Source organism: Streptomyces albidoflavus (assembly GCF_000719955.1).
In the GTDB taxonomy this organism is placed as follows: Bacteria; Actinomycetota; Actinomycetes; order Streptomycetales; family Streptomycetaceae; genus Streptomyces; species Streptomyces albidoflavus.
Genome location: NZ_JOII01000007.1, coordinates 239,039 through 255,659, shown reverse-complemented (window position 1 = coordinate 255,659; position 16,621 = coordinate 239,039). Strand labels below are relative to the sequence as shown.

Here is a 16,621-nt window from a genome sequence, read left to right as displayed (position 1 = left end):
ACCCGGAATGCCCCGCCCGCCCCCGACGCTGGCCTTCTGAGGGGCCGGTGTGCCGGGTCCTGTTTCGGCGTGCGCTGGGCAAGGGAGCTCGGCAGCCGTGGGTGCGTGGCGGTCGGCTGTGGGCCGGCCGGTTGTGCGTGTCCGTGTCCGCCCGCTCCATCACCGTCCCCCTCGGAGGTTTCCTGCCATGCCCCTGGCCCTGCTCGCGCTGTCCGTCGTCGCCTTCGGGATAGGGACGACCGAGTTCGTCTCGATGGGGTTGCTGCCGCAGATCGCCGACGGGGTCGGGGTGTCCGTGCCGCAGGCGGGGAACCTCATCTCCGCGTACGCGCTCGGGGTGGTGGTCGGGGCGCCGTTGCTGACGGGGCTCGGGGCGAAGATTCCGCACAAGAAGTTGTTGCTGCTGCTGGCGGGGTTGTTCGTGGTGGGCAATGTGGCCTCGGCGCTGGCGCCGGGGTTCGGGACGTTGTTCGCGGCGCGGGTGCTGGCGGGGCTGCCGCACGGGGCGCTGTTCGGAGTGGGGGCCGTGGTGGCCTCGCGGCTGGTGGCGCCGGAGCGGGCGGCGCGGGCGGTGTCGACGATGTTCCTCGGGCTGACCGTGGCCAACATCGTCGGGGTGCCGGCCGGGACCGCGCTGGGGCAGCAGTTCGGGTGGCGTTCGGCGTACCTCGCGGTCGCCGTGATCGGGCTGATCGCGCTGGCGGCCCTGGCCCGGCTCGTACCGCATCAGCCGCGTGCCGAGGGCGCCGGTATCCGGCACGAGCTGAAGGCGATGGGCAACCGGCACATCGCGATCGGCCTGGCCACCGCCGTCGTCGGCTTCGGCGGCTGCTTCGCGGTCTACAGCTACCTGGTGCCGATGCTCACCGAGGTCACCGGCATGGCCTCCTCGTCGACGACGCTGGTGCTCGCGCTGTACGGCGTGGGCATGACCCTCGGCACGCTGCTCGCCGGGCCGATGACCGACCGGGCGCTGCGGCCGACGCTGTACGGCGGTCTCGCCGTCATGGCCGTCGTGCTGTTCGCCTTCTACTTCGCGGTGCAGCACACCGTGACGGCTCTCGTCTGCGTGCTGCTGATCGGCGCCATGGGCTCCTTCATCACCACCCCGGTCCAGATGCTCCTGATGGCCAAGGCCGAACAGGCCCCGACCATGGCCGCCGCCTCCAACCACTCGGCCTTCAACCTCGCCAACGCGGGCGGCGCCTGGCTCGGCGGCCTGGTCATCTCGGCCGGCTGGGGCTGGGCCTCGCCCGCGCTGGTCGGGGCTTCGCTGGCCGCTGTGGGGTTGGGGCTGGCTGTGGTCGGTGGAGTGATGGACGGCGGGTTCGGACGGGGGAAGCGGTCGACGGTGGTGGCGGGGGCGGCCGCCAAGGCCGGGGCCATGGATGAGGCCGAAGTCCAGGCCGCCGGGGTCGAACGGGCGGGGTGAGCCGCGGGCGTCCCTCACGCCCCCGTAGTCGACCCCGGTCGCACGATCATCAGTACCACCACCGCCGCCCACAGCAGGTTGAACACCCCCGTGGTCATCGCCAGCCGCGCCCCCGCCGCCCGTCGCTCCTCCTCACCCGCGACGGCCCCCTCGCCGCCCTCCAGCGGCTCCAGCAGTTCCGACTGCCCCGGCAGGATCACCGCCACCAGCACCCCGGCCGCCACCCCCGTCAGCACGATCGAGACGACCAGCCAAGCGTCCGACAGCACCCCCAGCGCCGCCCCCGTCGCGATCCCCAGCACCGGCACGGCCGCACCCACGTACGCGTAGCTGCGGCAGATCTTGTGGAGGAGGGCGGGTGTCTCCGGGGTCGGGGCTGTTCTGGCGAGGCGGGGGAACATCGAGGCGGCGACGGTGATCGGGCCGATGGCGAGGATGGCGGCCAGGACGTGGAGGGAGAGGAAGAGCTTGGCCATGGGGTTCGGGTCCCTTCAGGGGTGAGATGGGGGAAAGAAAAGTATTGGCGGCCAATGGGTTGGCTGGCAACGTAAAGCGTTCAGGGTCAGGGATAGCACGTCGGGTGTCCCCTTGGGTAGGCTGCCTACGTATGAGGCATGATGCGGTACGGGGACATCTGGACGGGCTGTTGCTCGCGGTGGTCGAGCCGGGGCCCCTGCACGGGTACGCGATCATCACGGCGGTGCAGGAACGCAGCGGTGGGGCGCTGGAGTTGCGGACCGGGACCATCTATCCGGCGCTCAACCGGCTGGAGCGGGTGGGGCTGTTGCGCAGTGACTGGGAGGCGGTCGGGCAACGGAAGCGGCGGCGTTACGAGTTGACCGAGGCGGGGCGGCGGCAGCTGGCCGAGGAGCGGTCGGCGTGGCGGGACTTCACGCGGGTGATCGGGGCGGTACTCGACCCGGCGCCCGTTCCCGGGGCGGCGACCGGCGCGGCGACGTGAGCGCGGACATGGCCCCGCCCCCGCCGTTGGACGACCCCGTCGAGCGGTACGCCGTCGAGCTGGCGGCGGCCCTGCGTGGGCCGGCCGGGGCGAGGGAGCGGCTGGTCGTGGAGGTGCGGGACGGGCTGGCCGAGACCGTGGCCGCGTACGAGGCGGCGGGGGTTCCGGCGGAGCGGGCGGTGCGGGAGGCGGTGGCGGAGTTCGGGTCGGTCGCGGAGGTGGCGGCGAGTTGTCAGCGGGAGCTGACCGTGGCGCAGGCCCGGCACACCGCGCGGGCGCTCGCGCTCACCGGGCCGTTCCTGGTGGCCTGTTGGTGGCTGGTGCGCGGTACCGGGGACGGGCAGGGCGGGGTCTCCGGGTTCGCGCAGCAGGTGGCGGTCCAGCTGTCCTCGGCGGCGGCGGTCGCGGTGGTGCTCGCGGCGTTGGCACTGGCGGCCACGGGGGCGTGGGGGCGGTGGCTGCCGGTGGCGACCGAGCGGCTGCCGGCGGCGGTCGCCTGGACGGGGACGGCGGCGAGCGTCGCGATGGCGGTGACCACGCTGACCCTGGCGACCGCCGCCTTCCTCGCCGAACAGTGGCCGCTGACCGTGCTGGCCGGGGCGCTCGCGGCCGCCTCCCACGCCGTGGTGGCGGGATCGGCCCGCGTCTGCCGGGAGTGCGCGCGGCTGTCGTCGCGCGAGCCGGCGGTGGCGTGAGGGAGGCGGGCCAGAGCTGAACCGGGGGTTTTCCCCACCCCCGGTTCGCCCGGCCGCCCCATGTCGTCGGGGGCTGCCCGAACGGCATCGTGGAGTACGCACCGAGGCCCCGCGCACCACGGCCCCGGTCCCCTCCCCGCCCGCTCCCGCCTCCCGGATTAGAGGTCACCCATGGCCACCGCCGACATCCCCACCGCCGACATCCCCACCGCGTGCCCGCTGCCGCACGTCTCCGAGCAACCGGCCGGTGCCGTACGCCGTGGCCCGCTCTCCGCCGCCGCCTGGCGGGAGTACGGGTACGTGTTCACCTCGTTTCCGCTGGCGATCGCCGGGTTCGTCCTGGCGGTCACGCTCTTCTCGCTCGGTGCGGGGCTGGCGGTCACCGTGGTCGGGTTCCCCGTGCTGGTGGCGTTGCTGGCCGGGGCGCGGGGGCTGGGCGCGGGGGAGCGGGGCCGGGCCTCGGGCCTGCTGGGGCTGAGGACGAAGGAGCCCGCGCCGGTGCCGGCGGGCGGGATCAAGGGGCGGCTGGCGGACGTGGCCGGCTGGAAGGCCGTGCTGTTCCAGTTCGTCATGTTCCCGTGGCGGATCGCCTCGTTCGTCGTGACGCTGACGCTACTGCTCACCGGCTGGGTGGTCGCCCTGCTCCCGCTGTACGCCTGGGTCTTCCCGACCTTCGTGGGCTGGCCCGGCTACCAGCTCTTCGACTGGACCGACGGTGCCGGCGTCCGCCACGCCTACTACCTGGAGTCCTTCTGGCAGATCGGCGCGGCCTCGCTCGTCGGCATCGGCCTGGTCCTCCTCACCCCGGTCGTGGTCCGGGCGCTGAACAGGGTGGACCGGGCGGCGGTGCGGGGGCTGCTGGCGGGGTGAGCCCCGTCACCCCCGTCCCATCGCCCGGAATCTCCGTACCGCCACCCCCATGAACACCGCCGTGATCGCGAGGGTGCTGAGGAAGGCGTACGGGAGGGCGTGGGTGACCGGCCAGGTGTCGCGGAGGGGGGCGGTCGGTGGGGCCGGGTTGGCGAAGAGGGTGCGTAGGGCGGTGGCGGTGGCGGAGACCGGGTTCCAGTCGGCGACCGGTTGGAGGGCGGCGGGGAGGGTGGCTGTGGGGACGAAGGCGGAGGAGAGGAAGGTGACGGGGAAGAGCCAGATCAGGCCCGCGCTCTGGGCTACCTCGACGCTGCGGGCGGTGAGGCCGATGGTGGCGCCGACCCAGGACATGGCGAAGGCGAAGAGGAGGATGAGGAGGTAGGCGAGGACGGCCTCGGGCAGGGTCCCGGCGATGCGCCAGCCGATGAACAGGCCGCAGAGCGAGGTGACGGCGACGGTCAGCGCGCTCATGGTCAGGTCGGAGAGGGTGCGGCCGAGGATCACCGCCATCGGGGGCATGGGCAGCGAACGGAAGCGGTCGACGATGCCCCGGTCCAGGTCGTTCGCGAGGCCCAGCGCGGTGAAGGCGGCGTTGAAGGTGACGGCCTGGGCGAAGATGCCGCCCATCAGGTACGTGCGGTAGGCGTCGCCGCCCAGGCTGCCGCCGAAGACGTAGGAGAGCAGCAGGACGAACATCACCGGCTGGACCAGGGCGGCGACGACCGAGCCGGGGGTGCGGCGCAGGTTCAGCAGGTTCCGCCAGGCGATGAGCGTGGCGTCCCGGGCGAGGCGGGTCACGGCTGCCATGCGGGTTCCTTCGTCGGTACGGGGCCGGGGGCGGGCGCCGTGGACGTCTCCTGGCCGGTCAGGGCGAGGAAGACGTCGTCCAGGGTCGGCGGCGCGAGGCTGACCTCGCCGAGGGGGACGCCGGCGTGGCGCAGGGCGGCCAGGGCCTGTTCGAGGGTGGCGGGGCCGTGGTCGGTGGGGAGGGTGAGGACGCCGGTGCGCGGGTCGAGGTGCGGGCGGTGCGGGGTGAGCGGCGCGAGGAGGTCCAGGGCGCCGGGGCGGCTCGCGGGGTCGGGAAGGGTGAGGGTGAGGCGTTCGCCGCCGACGCGGGACTTGAGGGCGGCGGCGGTGCCCTGGGCGATGACCCGGCCGTGGTCGATGACGGCGACGGAGTCGGCCAGTTGGTCGGCCTCCTCCAGGTACTGGGTGGTGAGCAGCACGGTGGTGCCGGTGGCGACCAGTTCCCGTACGCACTCCCAGGTGTCGGCGCGGCCGCGCGGGTCGAGGCCGGTGGTGGGTTCGTCCAGGACGACCACGGCCGGGCGGGCGACCAGCGCCCCGGCGAGGTCGAGGCGGCGCCGCATCCCGCCGGAGTAGGTGCCGCTGGGCCGGTCGGCCGCCTCCGACAGGCGGAAGCGGTCGAGGAGTTCGGCGGCGCGCCGGCGGGCGGGGCCGCGTCCCGTGCCGTACAGGCGGGCCACCAGGTACAGGTTCTCGCGGCCGGTCAGCTTCTCGTCGACGGCGGCGTACTGGCCGGAGAGGCCGAGGCGGGCCCGGACCGCCTCGGGGGCGGTGCGGACGTCGTGTCCCGCCACCCAGGCGCGGCCCGTGTCGGGTCGCAGCAGGGTGGTGAGGACGCGCACGGTGGTGGTCTTGCCGGCGCCGTTGGGACCGAGCAGGCCGAGGACGGTGCCGGCCGGGGCGTCCAGGTCGACCCCGGCGAGGGCCTGCTTGGTGCCGAAGCGCTTGGTGAGCCCTTCGGCGCGCAGGGCGGGCCCGTCGCCGGGGGGTGCGGGGCGGGCGCGGCTCATGCGGCGACGGTGCGGCGGGCGCTGCGCGGGGTGAGGTCGGTCCAGTGCTCCTCGACGTAGGCGTGGCAGGCGTCCTGGTCGGCGGGGCCGAAGACGGCCTCCCAGCCCGCCGGGACGGCGGCGAAGGAGGGCCACAGGGCGTGCTGGCCCTCGTCGTTGACGAGGACGCGGTGGTGGGTGCGGGGGTCGTCGAAGGGGTTCGTCATGGGGACTCCTGGGGACAGAGGTGTGCGGGACTGGGGACAAGCAGGGAGACAGGGAGACAGGGAAAGGGGACGTGGTTCAGGGGGCCGGTGGGGTGGCCTCCGGCCCGGCCAGCGCCGCCAGTGCCTCGGCGAGGACCGGGCCGACCGTGGCGCGGGCGTCCGGGGACATCAGCTGGGCGTGGGCGCAGGCGACGGGGGTGTCGTGCAGGGGCCCGGTGAGGTACGGGTCCCAGAGGGCGTGCGGGAAGGCGTCGGCGGGACGGCCCTCGGTGGCGGTGAAGAAGAGGACGGGGCCGTGGAAGGTGCGCGGGGTGTAGCGGCGCATCAGGCGGGCCTGGCCGGCGAAGTTGTCGACCATCGCGTCGATCGTGGCGGGTTCGAGGGCGCCGAGCGGGCTGCCGGCCCGGCGGAACTCCTCGCGTACGGCGGCGGCGTCCACACCCCCGCTCCCCTCGGCGGCCTCCTCGCCCACGCCGAGGTTGGCGAGCAGTGCCCGGAAGACCGCGTCGCGGGGTGCGCTGTCCAGGTCGTCCCGGGGGGCGAGGGGGAAGGCGTCGAGGATGGCGAGGAGCGCCACCTCCTCGCCCGCCTCCTGGAGCTGGACGGCGATCTCCTGGACGACGTTGCCGCCGAAGGACCAGCCGAGCAGGCGGTAGGGGCCGTGCGGCTGGACGGCGCGGATCTCGGCGGCGTAGGTGGCGGCCATCTCCTCGATGGATTCGGGGAAGGGGGCGGTGCCGTCGAGGTTGGGGGTCTGGAGGCCGTAGAGCGGCTGGCTGGGGTCGAGGTGGGGGAGGAGCCCGGCGTACGGCCAGGCGAGGCCGCCCGCCGGGTGGACGCAGAACAGGGGCGGCAGGGAGCCGGTGGTGCGCAGCGGGAGCAGGGTGGCGAGGGAGTCGTCGTCGGCGGCGGAGTCGAGGCGGCCGGCGAGGGCGGCGACGGTCGGGGCCTCGAAGAGGGTGCGGATGCTCAGGTCGGTGCCGAGGGTGGCGCGGATGCGGCCGATGAGGCGGGTGGCGAGCAGGGAGTGGCCGCCGAGGGCGAAGAAGTCGTCGTCGATGGTGACGCGTTCGGCGCCGAGGGCCTCGGCGAAGAGGGTGCACAGCACGTCCTCGCGCGGGGTGCGCGGCACCCGCCCGCCGGTGGGCACGGCGAGGGCGCGGGGGACGGGCAGGGCGGCGGTGTCGAGCTTGCCGTGCGCGGTCAGCGGCAGGCGGTCCAGGGTGCTCCAGCCGGTGGGGACCATGTAGGCGGGCAGGTGGCGGGTGGCGTGGGCGCGGATCTCCTCGGGGTTCGGGTCGGTGCCGGGCGCCGGGACCAGGTGGGCGGTGAGGGTGGTGCCGGCCTCCGGGTCCTCGTGGGGGACGACGGCGGCGTGCGCGATCTGCGGGTGCGCTTCGAGGACGGCGGCCACCTCGCCGGTCTCCACCCGGAACCCCCGGATCTTGACCTGGCCGTCGGCGCGCCCGGCGAACACCAGGCTGCCGTCGGCGTTCCGTACGGCACGGTCGCCGGTGCGGTACATGCGGCTGCCGGGCGGGCCGTACGGGTCGGGGACGAAGCGGGCGGCGGTCTCGGCGGGCCGCCCGGGGTAGCCGAGGGCGAGGCTGTCGCCGGCCAGGTGGAGGTCGCCCGGGACGCCGGGCGGGGTGGGGCGCAGGGCCGCGTCCAGGACGTGGGCGCGGGTGCCGGTGACGGGGGTGCCGAGGACGGGGTGGGGGGTGTCGGCGAGGTCGGCGGTGAGGGTGTCGACGGTGGCCTCGGTGGGACCGTAGAGGTTGAGGCAGCGGGTGGCGGGGGCGGCGCGCAGCCGGGTCCACAGGGGTGCGGGGACGGCTTCGCCGCCCAGCGCGAGGACGGCGGGGTGGTGGGCGCCGTCGGCGAGGAGCCCGGCGTCGAGCAGGTGGGCGGTGTGGCTGGGGGTGGTCTCCAGGACGTCGAGGCGGTGGGTGCGGACGGCGTCGGCCAGTGCCTCGGGGTCGCGGCGGACCTGGTCGTCGACGAGGTGCAGGTGGTGTCCGTCGAGCAGCCACAGGAGCGGGTCCCAGGCGGCGTCGAAGGTGAGCGCGGCGGTCAGCGCCACGGCGAGCCGGGCCCGGCCGGTGGCGCGGACGGCCGGGGCGAAGAGGTGGCGCCGGTGGTGGTCGAGGAGCCGGGCGAGGGAACGGTGGCCGACGAGGACGCCCTTGGGGGTGCCGGTGGAGCCGGAGGTGTGGAGGAGGTAGGCCGGGTCGTCGGGGGTGGGGCGCGGGGTGGTGGGCGCGGGTGCGGCCGGGGGCGCCTGGTCGAGGAGGAGGCGGGGCTGTCCGGCGGGCAGCAGGGGCGCGGTCGCGGCCGTGGCGAGGGCGAGGCGGGGGCGGGCGTCGGCGAGGACGGCGGCGAGGCGGGCCTCGGGCAGGGCGGGGTCGAGCGGTACGTGGACGGCGCCCGCCGCGAGGACGCCGAGCAGGGCGGCGACCGAGTCGGTGGAGCGGGGCAGGAGGACGGCCACGCGGTCGCCGGGGACCACGCCTGCCGAGGCGGTCAGCGCCGCCACGTGCCGGGCGCGGGCGTCGAGTTCGGCGAAGGTGAGCGTGCCGTCGGGCGCGGTGACCGCGGGTTCCCCGTGCCGCGCACCGGCGACGGTCGCGGCGAACCGGTCCAGCACGGTGCCGGTCACCGGCTCGCCCGGCTCCCCGCGCCCGAGCGCCAGCAGCCGCGCCTCCTCCTCGGGACCGTGCAGGGGGAGTTGGCGCACGGGGGTGTCGGGTGCGGCGGTGGCGGCGGCCGTGAGGTGGGCGAACCAGGCGGCGATGCGGCGGGCGGTGCCGGGCTCGAAGCGGTCGGCGCTGTACTCCAGGGTGCCGGTGAGCGTGCCGTCCTCCTCGCGGAGGCTGAAGGAGAGGTCGAACTTGGCCCCGCCGGACGCGACGCCGTCCAGGGTGGCGGCGAGGTGGGGCAGGTCCAGGCGGGGCGGGCGGGTGTTGTTGAGGGTCAGCATGGTCTGGAAGAGCGGGTGGCGGTTGAGGGAGCGGGCCGGGCGGACCTCCTCGACCAGCCGCTCGAAGGGGAGGTCCTGGTGGGCGTAGGCGGCGAGGTCGGTCTCCTTCACGCGGGCCAGCAGCGTGCGGAAGGTGGGGTCGCCGCCGGTGCTGACGCGCAGCGGCAGGGTGTTGACGAAGAAGCCGACCAGGGGGTGGAGGGCCTCGTCGGTGCGTCCGGCGACGGGCGTGCCGACGGTGAGGTCCTCGCCCGCTCCGGTGCGGGTCAGCAGGGCGGCCAGCGCGGCGTGCAGCACCATGAACGGGCTCGTCCCCGTGGCCCGCGCCAGCCGCGTGACGGCCTCGGTGGTGGCGGGCGGCAGCGTCAGGTCCACGGTGCCGCCCCGCCCGGTGGCCCGGGCCGGCCGGGGCCGGTCGGCGGGCAGCGGGACCTCGTTGGGGGCGCCTCGCAACTGCTCTGCCCAGTAGGCGAGTTGGCGGCCGGCCACGGATTCCGCGTCGTCCGGGTCGCCGAGCAGGTCCGCCTGCCACAGCGTGTAGTCGGTGTACTGCACGGGCAGCGGCGCCCACTGCGGTACGCGCCCCGCGGTGCGGGCCGCGTACGCCCCGGCCAGGTCCTCGGCGAGCGGGCCCATCGACCAGCCGTCGGCGGCGATGTGGTGCACGGTGACGAGGAGGACGTGGCGTTCGGCGCCGAGGGCGAACAGCTCGGCGCGGAGCGGGAGATCGGCGGCCAGGTCGAAGGGGAGCGCCGCCGCCTCGCGCAGCGCGGCCTCCACCTCCGCCTCGGTCACCGGGGTGGTGGGCAGCGCGGGCCGGGCGTCGGCGGGGTCGAGGACCGCCTGACAGGGCTCGCCCTCGTGGTCCTGGACGCGGGTGCGCAGGCTCTCGTGGCGGGCGGTGACGTCGGCGAGGGCGTCCCGCAGCGCCGCGCGGTCCAGCCGTCCGTCGAGCCGGACCGCGACCGGGATGTGGTACGAGGCGTCGGCCGGGTCGAGCCCGTGCAGGAACCAGAGGCGGCGCTGGGCCGGGGAGAGCGGCGGGCGGGCCGGGCGTTCGGCGCGGCGCAGGGCCGGCCGGGCGGGCTGGGCCGCGTCGAGCCGTGCGGCGAGGGCGGCCGGGGTGGTGGCGTCGAAGAGGGTGCGGACGGACAGCTCCACGCCGAAGGCGGAGCGGACGCGGCCGATCAGGCCGAGGGCGAGCAGGGAGTGCCCGCCGAGCGCGAAGAAGTCGTCGTCGCGGGTGACGTGCGGCTGCCCGAGGCATTCGGCGAAGAGCGCGCAGAGGATCTCCTCGCGGGCCGAGCGCGGCACGGCGGTGCCGTCGTCGGGTGCCTCGGGCCCGGGGGCGTCGGGCAGGGCGGCGAAGTCGGTCTTGCCGTGCACGGTGAGCGGGAGCGTGGCCACGGGGACGACGGCGGCCGGGACCATGTACGACGGCAGCCGGGTCGCGACATGGGCGCGCAGCTCCCGGCCGGTGGGGCGGTGCCCCTCGGCGGGGACGGCCCAGGCGAGCAGCCGGCCAGAGCCGTCGGGCCCGGGCCGGACGGTGGCGGCGGCCAGGGCGACACCGGGGTGGCGCAGCAGGGCCGCCTCGACCTCGCCGGTCTCCACGCGGAAGCCGCGTACCTTGGCCTGGCCGTCGGCGCGGCCCAGGTATTCGAGCCGCCCCGCGCGGCGCCGGACCAGGTCGCCGGTGCGGTACATGCGGCTGCCGGGCGGGCCGTACGGGTCGGGCAGGAAGCGGGCGGCGGTGGCGGCGGGGGCCCGCTCGTAGCCGAGGGCGAGGCCGGGGCCGGTCAGGTACAGCTCGCCGGTGGCGCCGGGGGCGGCCGGGGCGAGGCGGGCGTCGAGGACGCGGGCGCGGGCTCCGGGCAGGGCGCGGCCCAGGTGCGGCCGGGTGCCCGCGGTGACGGGCGCGACGAGGGCGTCGACGGTGGCCTCGGTCGGGCCGTACAGGTTCCAGGCGGTGACGTCGGGGAGTGCGGCCAGTTCTTCCCACAGGGGTTCGGTGACCGCCTCGCCGCCCAGCGCGAGGACCCGGGGGCGGTGGTGGCCGGGGGCGAACAGGCCGCAGGACCGCAGCAGTTCGGCGAAGGACGGGGTGGTCTCCACGACGTCGACCGCCCGCTCCCGCAGGTGGGCGGTGAGCGCCTCGGGGTCGCGGCGGGTGGCGTCGTCGACGAGGTGGAGTTCGTGTCCGGCCGCCATCCACAGGACCGGGTCCCAGGAGGCGTCGAAGGTGAGGGCGGCGGTCAGCGCCACCCGCAGCTGCCGCCCGCCGGCGGCGGCCTGGGCCGGGCCGATGAGGTGTTCGCGGTGGTGGGCGTAGAGGTGGGCGAGGGCGCGGTGGTCCACGACGACGCCCTTGGGGCGGCCGGTGGAGCCCGAGGTGTAGAGGACGTAGGCGGCGTCCTCGGGCCTCGGCGGTGCGGGCAGGGGCCCGGTGGCCGGCCAGTCGTCGGGGTCCTCGGCGAGGACGAGGCGGGGGTGGCCGGTGGCGGGGACGGCCTCGTCGGTGGTGGCGGTGGTGAGGACGAGGCGGGGGTCGGCGGTGCGCAGGACGAGGGTGTTGCGGGCGGGCGGGTGGGTGGTGTCGAGGGGGACGTGGACGGCGCCCGCGCGGAGCACGCCGAGGAGGGCGGCGAGGACGGCGGCGGAGCGGGGCAGGGCGAGCGCCACCCGGTCGCCGGGGCGGACCCCGGCGGCGGCGAGGCGGCGCGCGAGGCGTTCGGCGCGGTCCTGCAGTTCGCCGAAGGTGAGCCGGCCGGTGGCGTCGACCACGGCGGTACGGCCCGGGTCGGCCGCCGCGCGGGTGGCCAGGACGTCGGTGAGGGTCCAGTCGGGGGTGGCCGGGGGCCGGATGGGGCCGTTCTCGTCCAGGGCGGCGGCGCGGTCGCGGGCGCCGAGGAAGGGCAGGTCGGTGAAGGGGGTGTCCGGCCGGTCGAGGAGGGCGGTGAGCAGCGTCGTGAACTGCGCGGCGTACCGCTCGGCCGTCGCCTGGTCGAACAGGTCCTTGCTGTACTCCAGTTCGCCGCCGATCCCGGCCGGGGCGCCGTCGGCGGTGTGCCGTTCGGCGAGGTCCCAGGTGAGGTCGAACTTGGCGCCGGTGCGCCCGGTCGCGGTGTCGCGGCGCACGGTCAGCCCGTCCAGGGCGGCGCGCGGGGCGGGCGTGTTGTCGAGGGCCAGCATCACCTGGAAGAGCGGGTGCCGGGCCGGGTGGCGGGGCGGGCTCACGGCGCTCACCACCTGCTCGAAGGGCAGCTCCTGGTGGGCGAGGGCGGCGAGGTCCGCCTCGCGGACGCGGGCCAGCAGCGTGGTGAGGTCCGGGTCGCCCGAGGTGTCGGTGCGCAGCGCCAGGGTGTTGACGAAGAAGCCGACGAGCCCGGCGAGCGCCTCGTCGGGCCGCCCGGCCACCGGCGTGCCCACGACCAGGTCGTCGCCCGCGCCGAGCCGGCTCAGCAGGGCGGCCAGCGCGGCGTGCAGCACCATGAACGGGCTGGTGCCACTGGCGGCGGCCCGCTCCAGCAGGGCCCGGTGGACGGCGGCGGGCACGGTGACGGGGACGGCGCCGCCGCGCCCCGAGGGCCGGTCCGGGCGGGGGCGGTCGGCGGGCGGCGCCGACTCGGCGGGGGCCCCGTCGAGCGCGGCCCGCCAGTGCGCGAGCTGCCGCGCGGCCCGCCCGGTGGGCGCGTCCGGGGTACCGAGCAGCTCCCGCTGCCAGAGCGCGTAGTCGGCGTACTGGACGGGCAGCGGTGTCAGTCCGGGGGCGCGGCCCGCTCTGCGCGCGGCGTAGGCGTCGCCCAGGTCGCCGAGGAGCGGGAGCATCGACCAGCCGTCGGCGGCGATGTGGTGGAAGGTGAGGACCAGCAGGTGGTCCCGGTCGCCGTCGGTGAACAGGCGGGCCCGCAGCGGCGGTTCACCCGCCAGGTCGAAGGGCTCGGGGTCCGGCGCGGGCGACCCGGTGCGCGGCAGCGGCGCCACGGCGAGCGGTACGGGCGCGGGCTCCCGCACGCGCTGGTACGGCCCGTCCGCGTCCTCGGCCACCACCGTGCGCAGGCTCTCGTGCCGCTCGGCCACGTCCCCGAGCGCGGCCGCCAGGGCGTCCCGGTCGAGCGGCCCGGACAGCCGCAGCCCGACCGGCAGGTGGTACGCGGTCCCGGCGCCGCCCAGCCGCTCCAGCAGCCAGAGCCGCCGCTGGGCCGGGGAGAGCGGTACGCGGGCGGGCCGGGGCCTCGCGGCGCGCAGCGGCGGCAGGGCCGGGGCGGTGCGGTCGAGGGCGGTGAGCAGCCCGGCCGGGGTCGGGTGGTCGAAGAGGGCGCGGATCGCCACCTCGGCGCCGAACGCCTCGCGGACCCGGCCGATCAGCCGGGTGGCCAGCAGCGAGTGGCCGCCGAGCCGGAAGAAGTCGTCGTCGCGGCCGACCGCGTCGAGCCCGAGGCAGGCGGCGAACTCCGCGCACATCCGCTCCTCGTCCTCGGTGCGCGGGGCGCCGCCCGCCGAGCGGGGCGCCGTGGCCTCGGGGAGGCGGGCGGTGTCGAGCTTGCCGTTGGGGGTGAGCGGGAGCCGGTCCAGCACGGCGTAGAGGGCGGGCACCAGGTGGTCGGGGAGGGCGGCGGTGAGCAGGTCGCGGACCTCGGCCGGGTCGGTGCCGCCGGGCCCGGGGACCAGGTAGGCGGCGAGCCGGCGCTCCCCGCCCGCCGGGCCGGCCGGCGCCACGGCGGCGTCGGCGATGCCGGGCAGGGCGCGCAGCGCCGCCTCGACCTCGCCGGTCTCCACCCGGTGGCCCCGGATCTTCACCTGGTCGTCGGTGCGCCCGAGGAACTCCAGCGTGCCCTCGGGCCGCCACCGCGCGAGGTCCCCGGTGCGGTACATGCGGGCGCCCGGCGGGCCGTACGGGTCGGGCAGGAAGCGGCGGGCGGTCAGGCCGGGCCGTCCGGCGTACCCCCGGGCGACGCCCTCGCCCGACAGGTACAGCTCGCCGGGGGTGCCGAGCGGCATCGGGTACAGGGCGCTGTCCAGGACGTAGGCGCGGGCTCCGGCGACCGGGCGGCCGATGGCGGGGGCGGTGCCGGTGACGCGGGCGGTCACCGCGTCGACCGTGGTCTCCGTCGGCCCGTAGTAGTTGAGGACGATCAGCTCGTCGTGGTCGCGGAGTTCGGCCCACAGGGCGTCGTCGACGGGCTCGCCGCCGAGCGCGAGGACGCGCGGGTGGTGGCCGTCGCCCGCGAGCAGCCCGGCGGCGAGGAGCTGCCGCAGGTGGCTGGGGGTGGTCTCGACCGCGTCGATCCGCCGGGCGGCCAGGAAGGCGGCCAGCGCCTCGGGGTCGCGGCGGGTGGCGTCGTCGGCGAGGTGCAGTTCGTGCCCGGCCAGCATCCACAGCACCGGGTCCCAGGAGGCGTCGAAGGAGATGGCGGCGGTCAGCGCCACCCGCAGCCGCCGCCCGAGCGACTCGGCCGCCAGCGCGTGCGCCTCCCGCCGGTGGTGCTCCAGCAGCTGGGCCAGCGAACGGTGCTCGACCACCACGCCCTTGGGGCGCCCGGTGGAACCGGAGGTGTAGATGACGTACGCCGCGTCGTGCGGCTCCGGCACCGGCGGCTCCGGCACCCCGCCGTCCCCGCCCGGCACCACGGCGGCCGGGTCGACCAGCTCCAGCCCCTCGTGCGGCACCGCCGTCCCGGGCCGCGCCACCAGCGCCACCGGCGCCGCGTCCTGGAGCATGTACGCCAGCCGGTCCACGGGGTACGACGGGTCCACCGGCAGGTACGCCGCGCCCGAGCGCAACACCGCGAGCAGCGCCGTGACCAGGTCGGCCGAACGCTCAAGACCGACCGCCACCCGCTCCCCGGGCCGCGCCCCGCGCGCCGCCAGCTCGACCGACAACGCCCGTACTCGCGCGTCCAGTTCGGCGAAGGTCAGCCGCTCGTCCCCGCACACCACGGCGGTCGCCCACGGCGTCCGCGCCGCCTGGGCCGCGAACTGCTCGGGCAGCGTCGGCAGCGGCCCGCCCTCGGCCACCGGCCCCGTGCCGAGCCGCACCAGGCGGGCGTGCTCCGGCGCCGGGACCAGCGGCAGGGCGCCGAGGGGCCGCTCCGGGTCCTCGGCGAAGGCCGCCAGCATCCGGCAGAACGCCTCGTGGTGCCGGGCGAGCCCGGCCTCGTCGTACCGGTCCGCGTCGCCCAGCAGATCGAGGCTGAGCCCGCCGTCGCCGTACGAGGCGTGCGCCGCCACGGCCAGGTCCTCGACCGGGCCGACCGAGAGGTTGTGCAGGGTGGCGGGGGACGGGCCGAAGGAGAGCGTGTCGTCGAAGGCGAGGACGTTGACGGCCGGGCCCGCCTGCGCCTCCCGTACGCCCAGCCCCCGTTCCCGGCGCAACTCCTGGGCCGGGTAGCGCTGGTGGCGCAGCACCTGGCGCGCCTCGGCCGACGCCCGCCTGGCGACGTCGGCGACCCGGTCGGCGGGCGACACGGCCAGCCGCATCGGCAGCACCTGGGAGAGCATGGCCGGCGTGGTCCGCGCGGCCGGGGTGCGCCGCCCGGTCACCGGCAGCCCCAGCACCACTTCGCCCAGACCGCGTTCGCGGTGCAGGCAGACGCCGAGCGCCGCCATCAGGAAGGCCGGCCAGGCGACCCCGGCCCGCTTCGCGGCCGCCCGCAGCCCGGCCGCCTCCTCCGCCCCGAGGTGCCGGCTGACCGCCCGCACCCGGCGCGCGGGCCCCCCGCGAGCTCCGGGAACGAGCCCGGCCGGGGCAGGGGCGCCGTCCAGGTAGGCGGCCCAGAACTCCCCGTCGCGGGAACGCTGTTCACTGTTCCCGTACGCCTCCTCGTCGGCCAGGACCGGGCCGAGCGGCGCGGGCCGTACCGGCACCGGCTCCCCGGGGGCGGTCACCAGCAGGGTGTACACCTCGGCGATCCGGGCCAGGGCCAGCACCGCCCCGTACCCGTCCACGGCCAGGTGGTGCACCTGCTGGTGGAAGAGGTGGTGCCCGTCGGCCAGCCGGTACAGCGCCATCCGCACCAGCGGCCCGCGCGCCAGGTCCGCCGGACGCGCCAGCTCGGCCGTCATCCGCCGGACCGCCTCCGCGTGCGGATCGGCGTACCCGGAGACGTCGCTCACCGGCACCTCGATCCCGGCCTGCGTGCGCACCCGCTGCCACGGCACCCCGTCCCGCTCCCCGAAGGTCAGCCGCAGCGCCTCGGTCTCCTCCTCGACGTGCCGCACCGCCCGGCGCAGCGCCCGCACGTCCAGCTCCCCGCGCACCTCGACGTACTCGGCGACGTTGTACGCGGGGCTGTCCGGGTCGAGCCGCTGGGCGAACCACAGGCCGCGCTGCGCGGCCGTCAGCGGGAACGCGGCGGACGGGCGGTCGGACGGGACAGAGGGCACGCTGGCTCACCTTCGGAACGAGGGCAGGGGGGAGGGTGGCGGCGCTCTCTCGAAGATCGCCGCACGGGCAGTCAACAAGCGATTCGGAGCCCTGTCCGGAGGGGTTTGGCCGTGTGACGCAGCCCACGGTCGTACAGCCGTATTTCTGCTCCTCCCGGGCGAATCACCGTTCCTCTGTTCGATGCTCCGCACCCGTGACCCCACCCGCACCAAACCGCACCCGCGCCCGCTCCGAACCCCCCGCAGGCGCCCCCTGGGCCCACGGCGCCCACCA

General features: G+C 76.6%; 9 protein-coding genes. 4 read left to right on the top strand and 5 right to left on the bottom strand.

All coding sequences use genetic code 11. The features are described 5' to 3' along the window. Positions 1-187: 187 nt before the first annotated feature. Positions 188-1,432, top strand: a complete 1,245-nt coding sequence (locus tag IF45_RS0111120) for an MFS transporter (protein ID WP_008410706.1) — start codon at positions 188-190, stop codon at positions 1,430-1,432. Between the two features lie 14 nt (positions 1,433-1,446). Here IF45_RS0111120 and IF45_RS0111115 read toward each other — a convergent pair whose 3' ends face one another. Next, positions 1,447-1,908, bottom strand: coding sequence for a DUF2269 family protein (locus IF45_RS0111115; RefSeq protein ID WP_008410708.1), 462 nt, complete (start codon positions 1,906-1,908; stop codon positions 1,447-1,449). A 131-nt stretch (positions 1,909-2,039) separates the two neighbouring features. On the opposite strand from IF45_RS0111115, the gene IF45_RS0111110 reads away from it, so the two are divergent. The 3 genes from IF45_RS0111110 (at position 2,040) to IF45_RS0111100 (ending at position 3,958) form a co-directional block, all read left to right on the top strand. Next, on the top strand, positions 2,040-2,393 hold the full coding sequence (locus IF45_RS0111110; RefSeq protein WP_003949238.1) for a PadR family transcriptional regulator: 354 nt from the start codon (positions 2,040-2,042) through the stop codon (positions 2,391-2,393). Next, a complete protein-coding gene (locus tag IF45_RS0111105; protein ID WP_030307077.1) occupies positions 2,390-3,088 on the top strand; it encodes a permease prefix domain 1-containing protein in 699 nt (232 codons plus the stop codon). Before IF45_RS0111110 ends, IF45_RS0111105 begins: the two co-directional genes overlap by 4 nt. A gap of 171 nt (positions 3,089-3,259) precedes the next feature. After that, complete coding sequence (locus IF45_RS0111100) at positions 3,260-3,958, top strand: sensor domain-containing protein (RefSeq protein ID WP_030307076.1); 699 nt, start codon at positions 3,260-3,262, stop codon at positions 3,956-3,958. A gap of 6 nt (positions 3,959-3,964) precedes the next feature. Here IF45_RS0111100 and IF45_RS0111095 read toward each other — a convergent pair whose 3' ends face one another. The 4 genes from IF45_RS0111095 to IF45_RS0111080 all read right to left on the bottom strand — a co-directional run bounded on the left by IF45_RS0111095 (position 3,965) and on the right by IF45_RS0111080 (position 16,347). After that, positions 3,965-4,765 carry an ABC transporter permease gene (locus IF45_RS0111095; protein WP_030307074.1) on the bottom strand — a complete coding sequence of 267 codons (801 nt, stop codon included), beginning with the start codon at positions 4,763-4,765 and terminating at the stop codon, positions 3,965-3,967. Continuing rightward, complete coding sequence (locus IF45_RS0111090) at positions 4,753-5,775, bottom strand: daunorubicin resistance protein DrrA family ABC transporter ATP-binding protein (protein WP_010644708.1); 1,023 nt, start codon at positions 5,773-5,775, stop codon at positions 4,753-4,755. The genes IF45_RS0111095 and IF45_RS0111090 overlap by 13 nt, the downstream gene beginning before the upstream one ends. After that, positions 5,772-5,981: an MbtH family protein gene (locus tag IF45_RS0111085; protein WP_003949233.1), complete on the bottom strand. Its 210-nt coding sequence runs from the start codon at positions 5,979-5,981 to the stop codon at positions 5,772-5,774. Before IF45_RS0111085 ends, IF45_RS0111090 begins: the two co-directional genes overlap by 4 nt. A 76-nt stretch (positions 5,982-6,057) precedes the next feature. After that, positions 6,058-16,347: a non-ribosomal peptide synthetase gene (locus IF45_RS0111080; RefSeq protein ID WP_030307072.1), complete on the bottom strand. Its 10,290-nt coding sequence runs from the start codon at positions 16,345-16,347 to the stop codon at positions 6,058-6,060. Positions 16,348-16,621: the final 274 nt, after the last annotated feature.

What these genes read in the sequence shown, in the direction of transcription:
- IF45_RS0111115 (WP_008410708.1), bottom strand. Translation starts at nt 1,908, where the DNA reads ATGGCCAAGCTCTTCCTCTCCCTCCACGTCCTGGCCGCCATCCTCGCC.
- IF45_RS0111090 (WP_010644708.1), bottom strand. Translation starts at nt 5,775, where the DNA reads ATGAGCCGCGCCCGCCCCGCACCCCCCGGCGACGGGCCCGCCCTGCGC.
- IF45_RS0111100 (WP_030307076.1), top strand. Translation starts at nt 3,260, where the DNA reads ATGGCCACCGCCGACATCCCCACCGCCGACATCCCCACCGCGTGCCCG.
- IF45_RS0111110 (WP_003949238.1), top strand. Translation starts at nt 2,040, where the DNA reads ATGAGGCATGATGCGGTACGGGGACATCTGGACGGGCTGTTGCTCGCG.
- IF45_RS0111095 (WP_030307074.1), bottom strand. Translation starts at nt 4,765, where the DNA reads ATGGCAGCCGTGACCCGCCTCGCCCGGGACGCCACGCTCATCGCCTGG.
- IF45_RS0111120 (WP_008410706.1), top strand. Translation starts at nt 188, where the DNA reads ATGCCCCTGGCCCTGCTCGCGCTGTCCGTCGTCGCCTTCGGGATAGGG.
- IF45_RS0111085 (WP_003949233.1), bottom strand. Translation starts at nt 5,981, where the DNA reads ATGACGAACCCCTTCGACGACCCCCGCACCCACCACCGCGTCCTCGTC.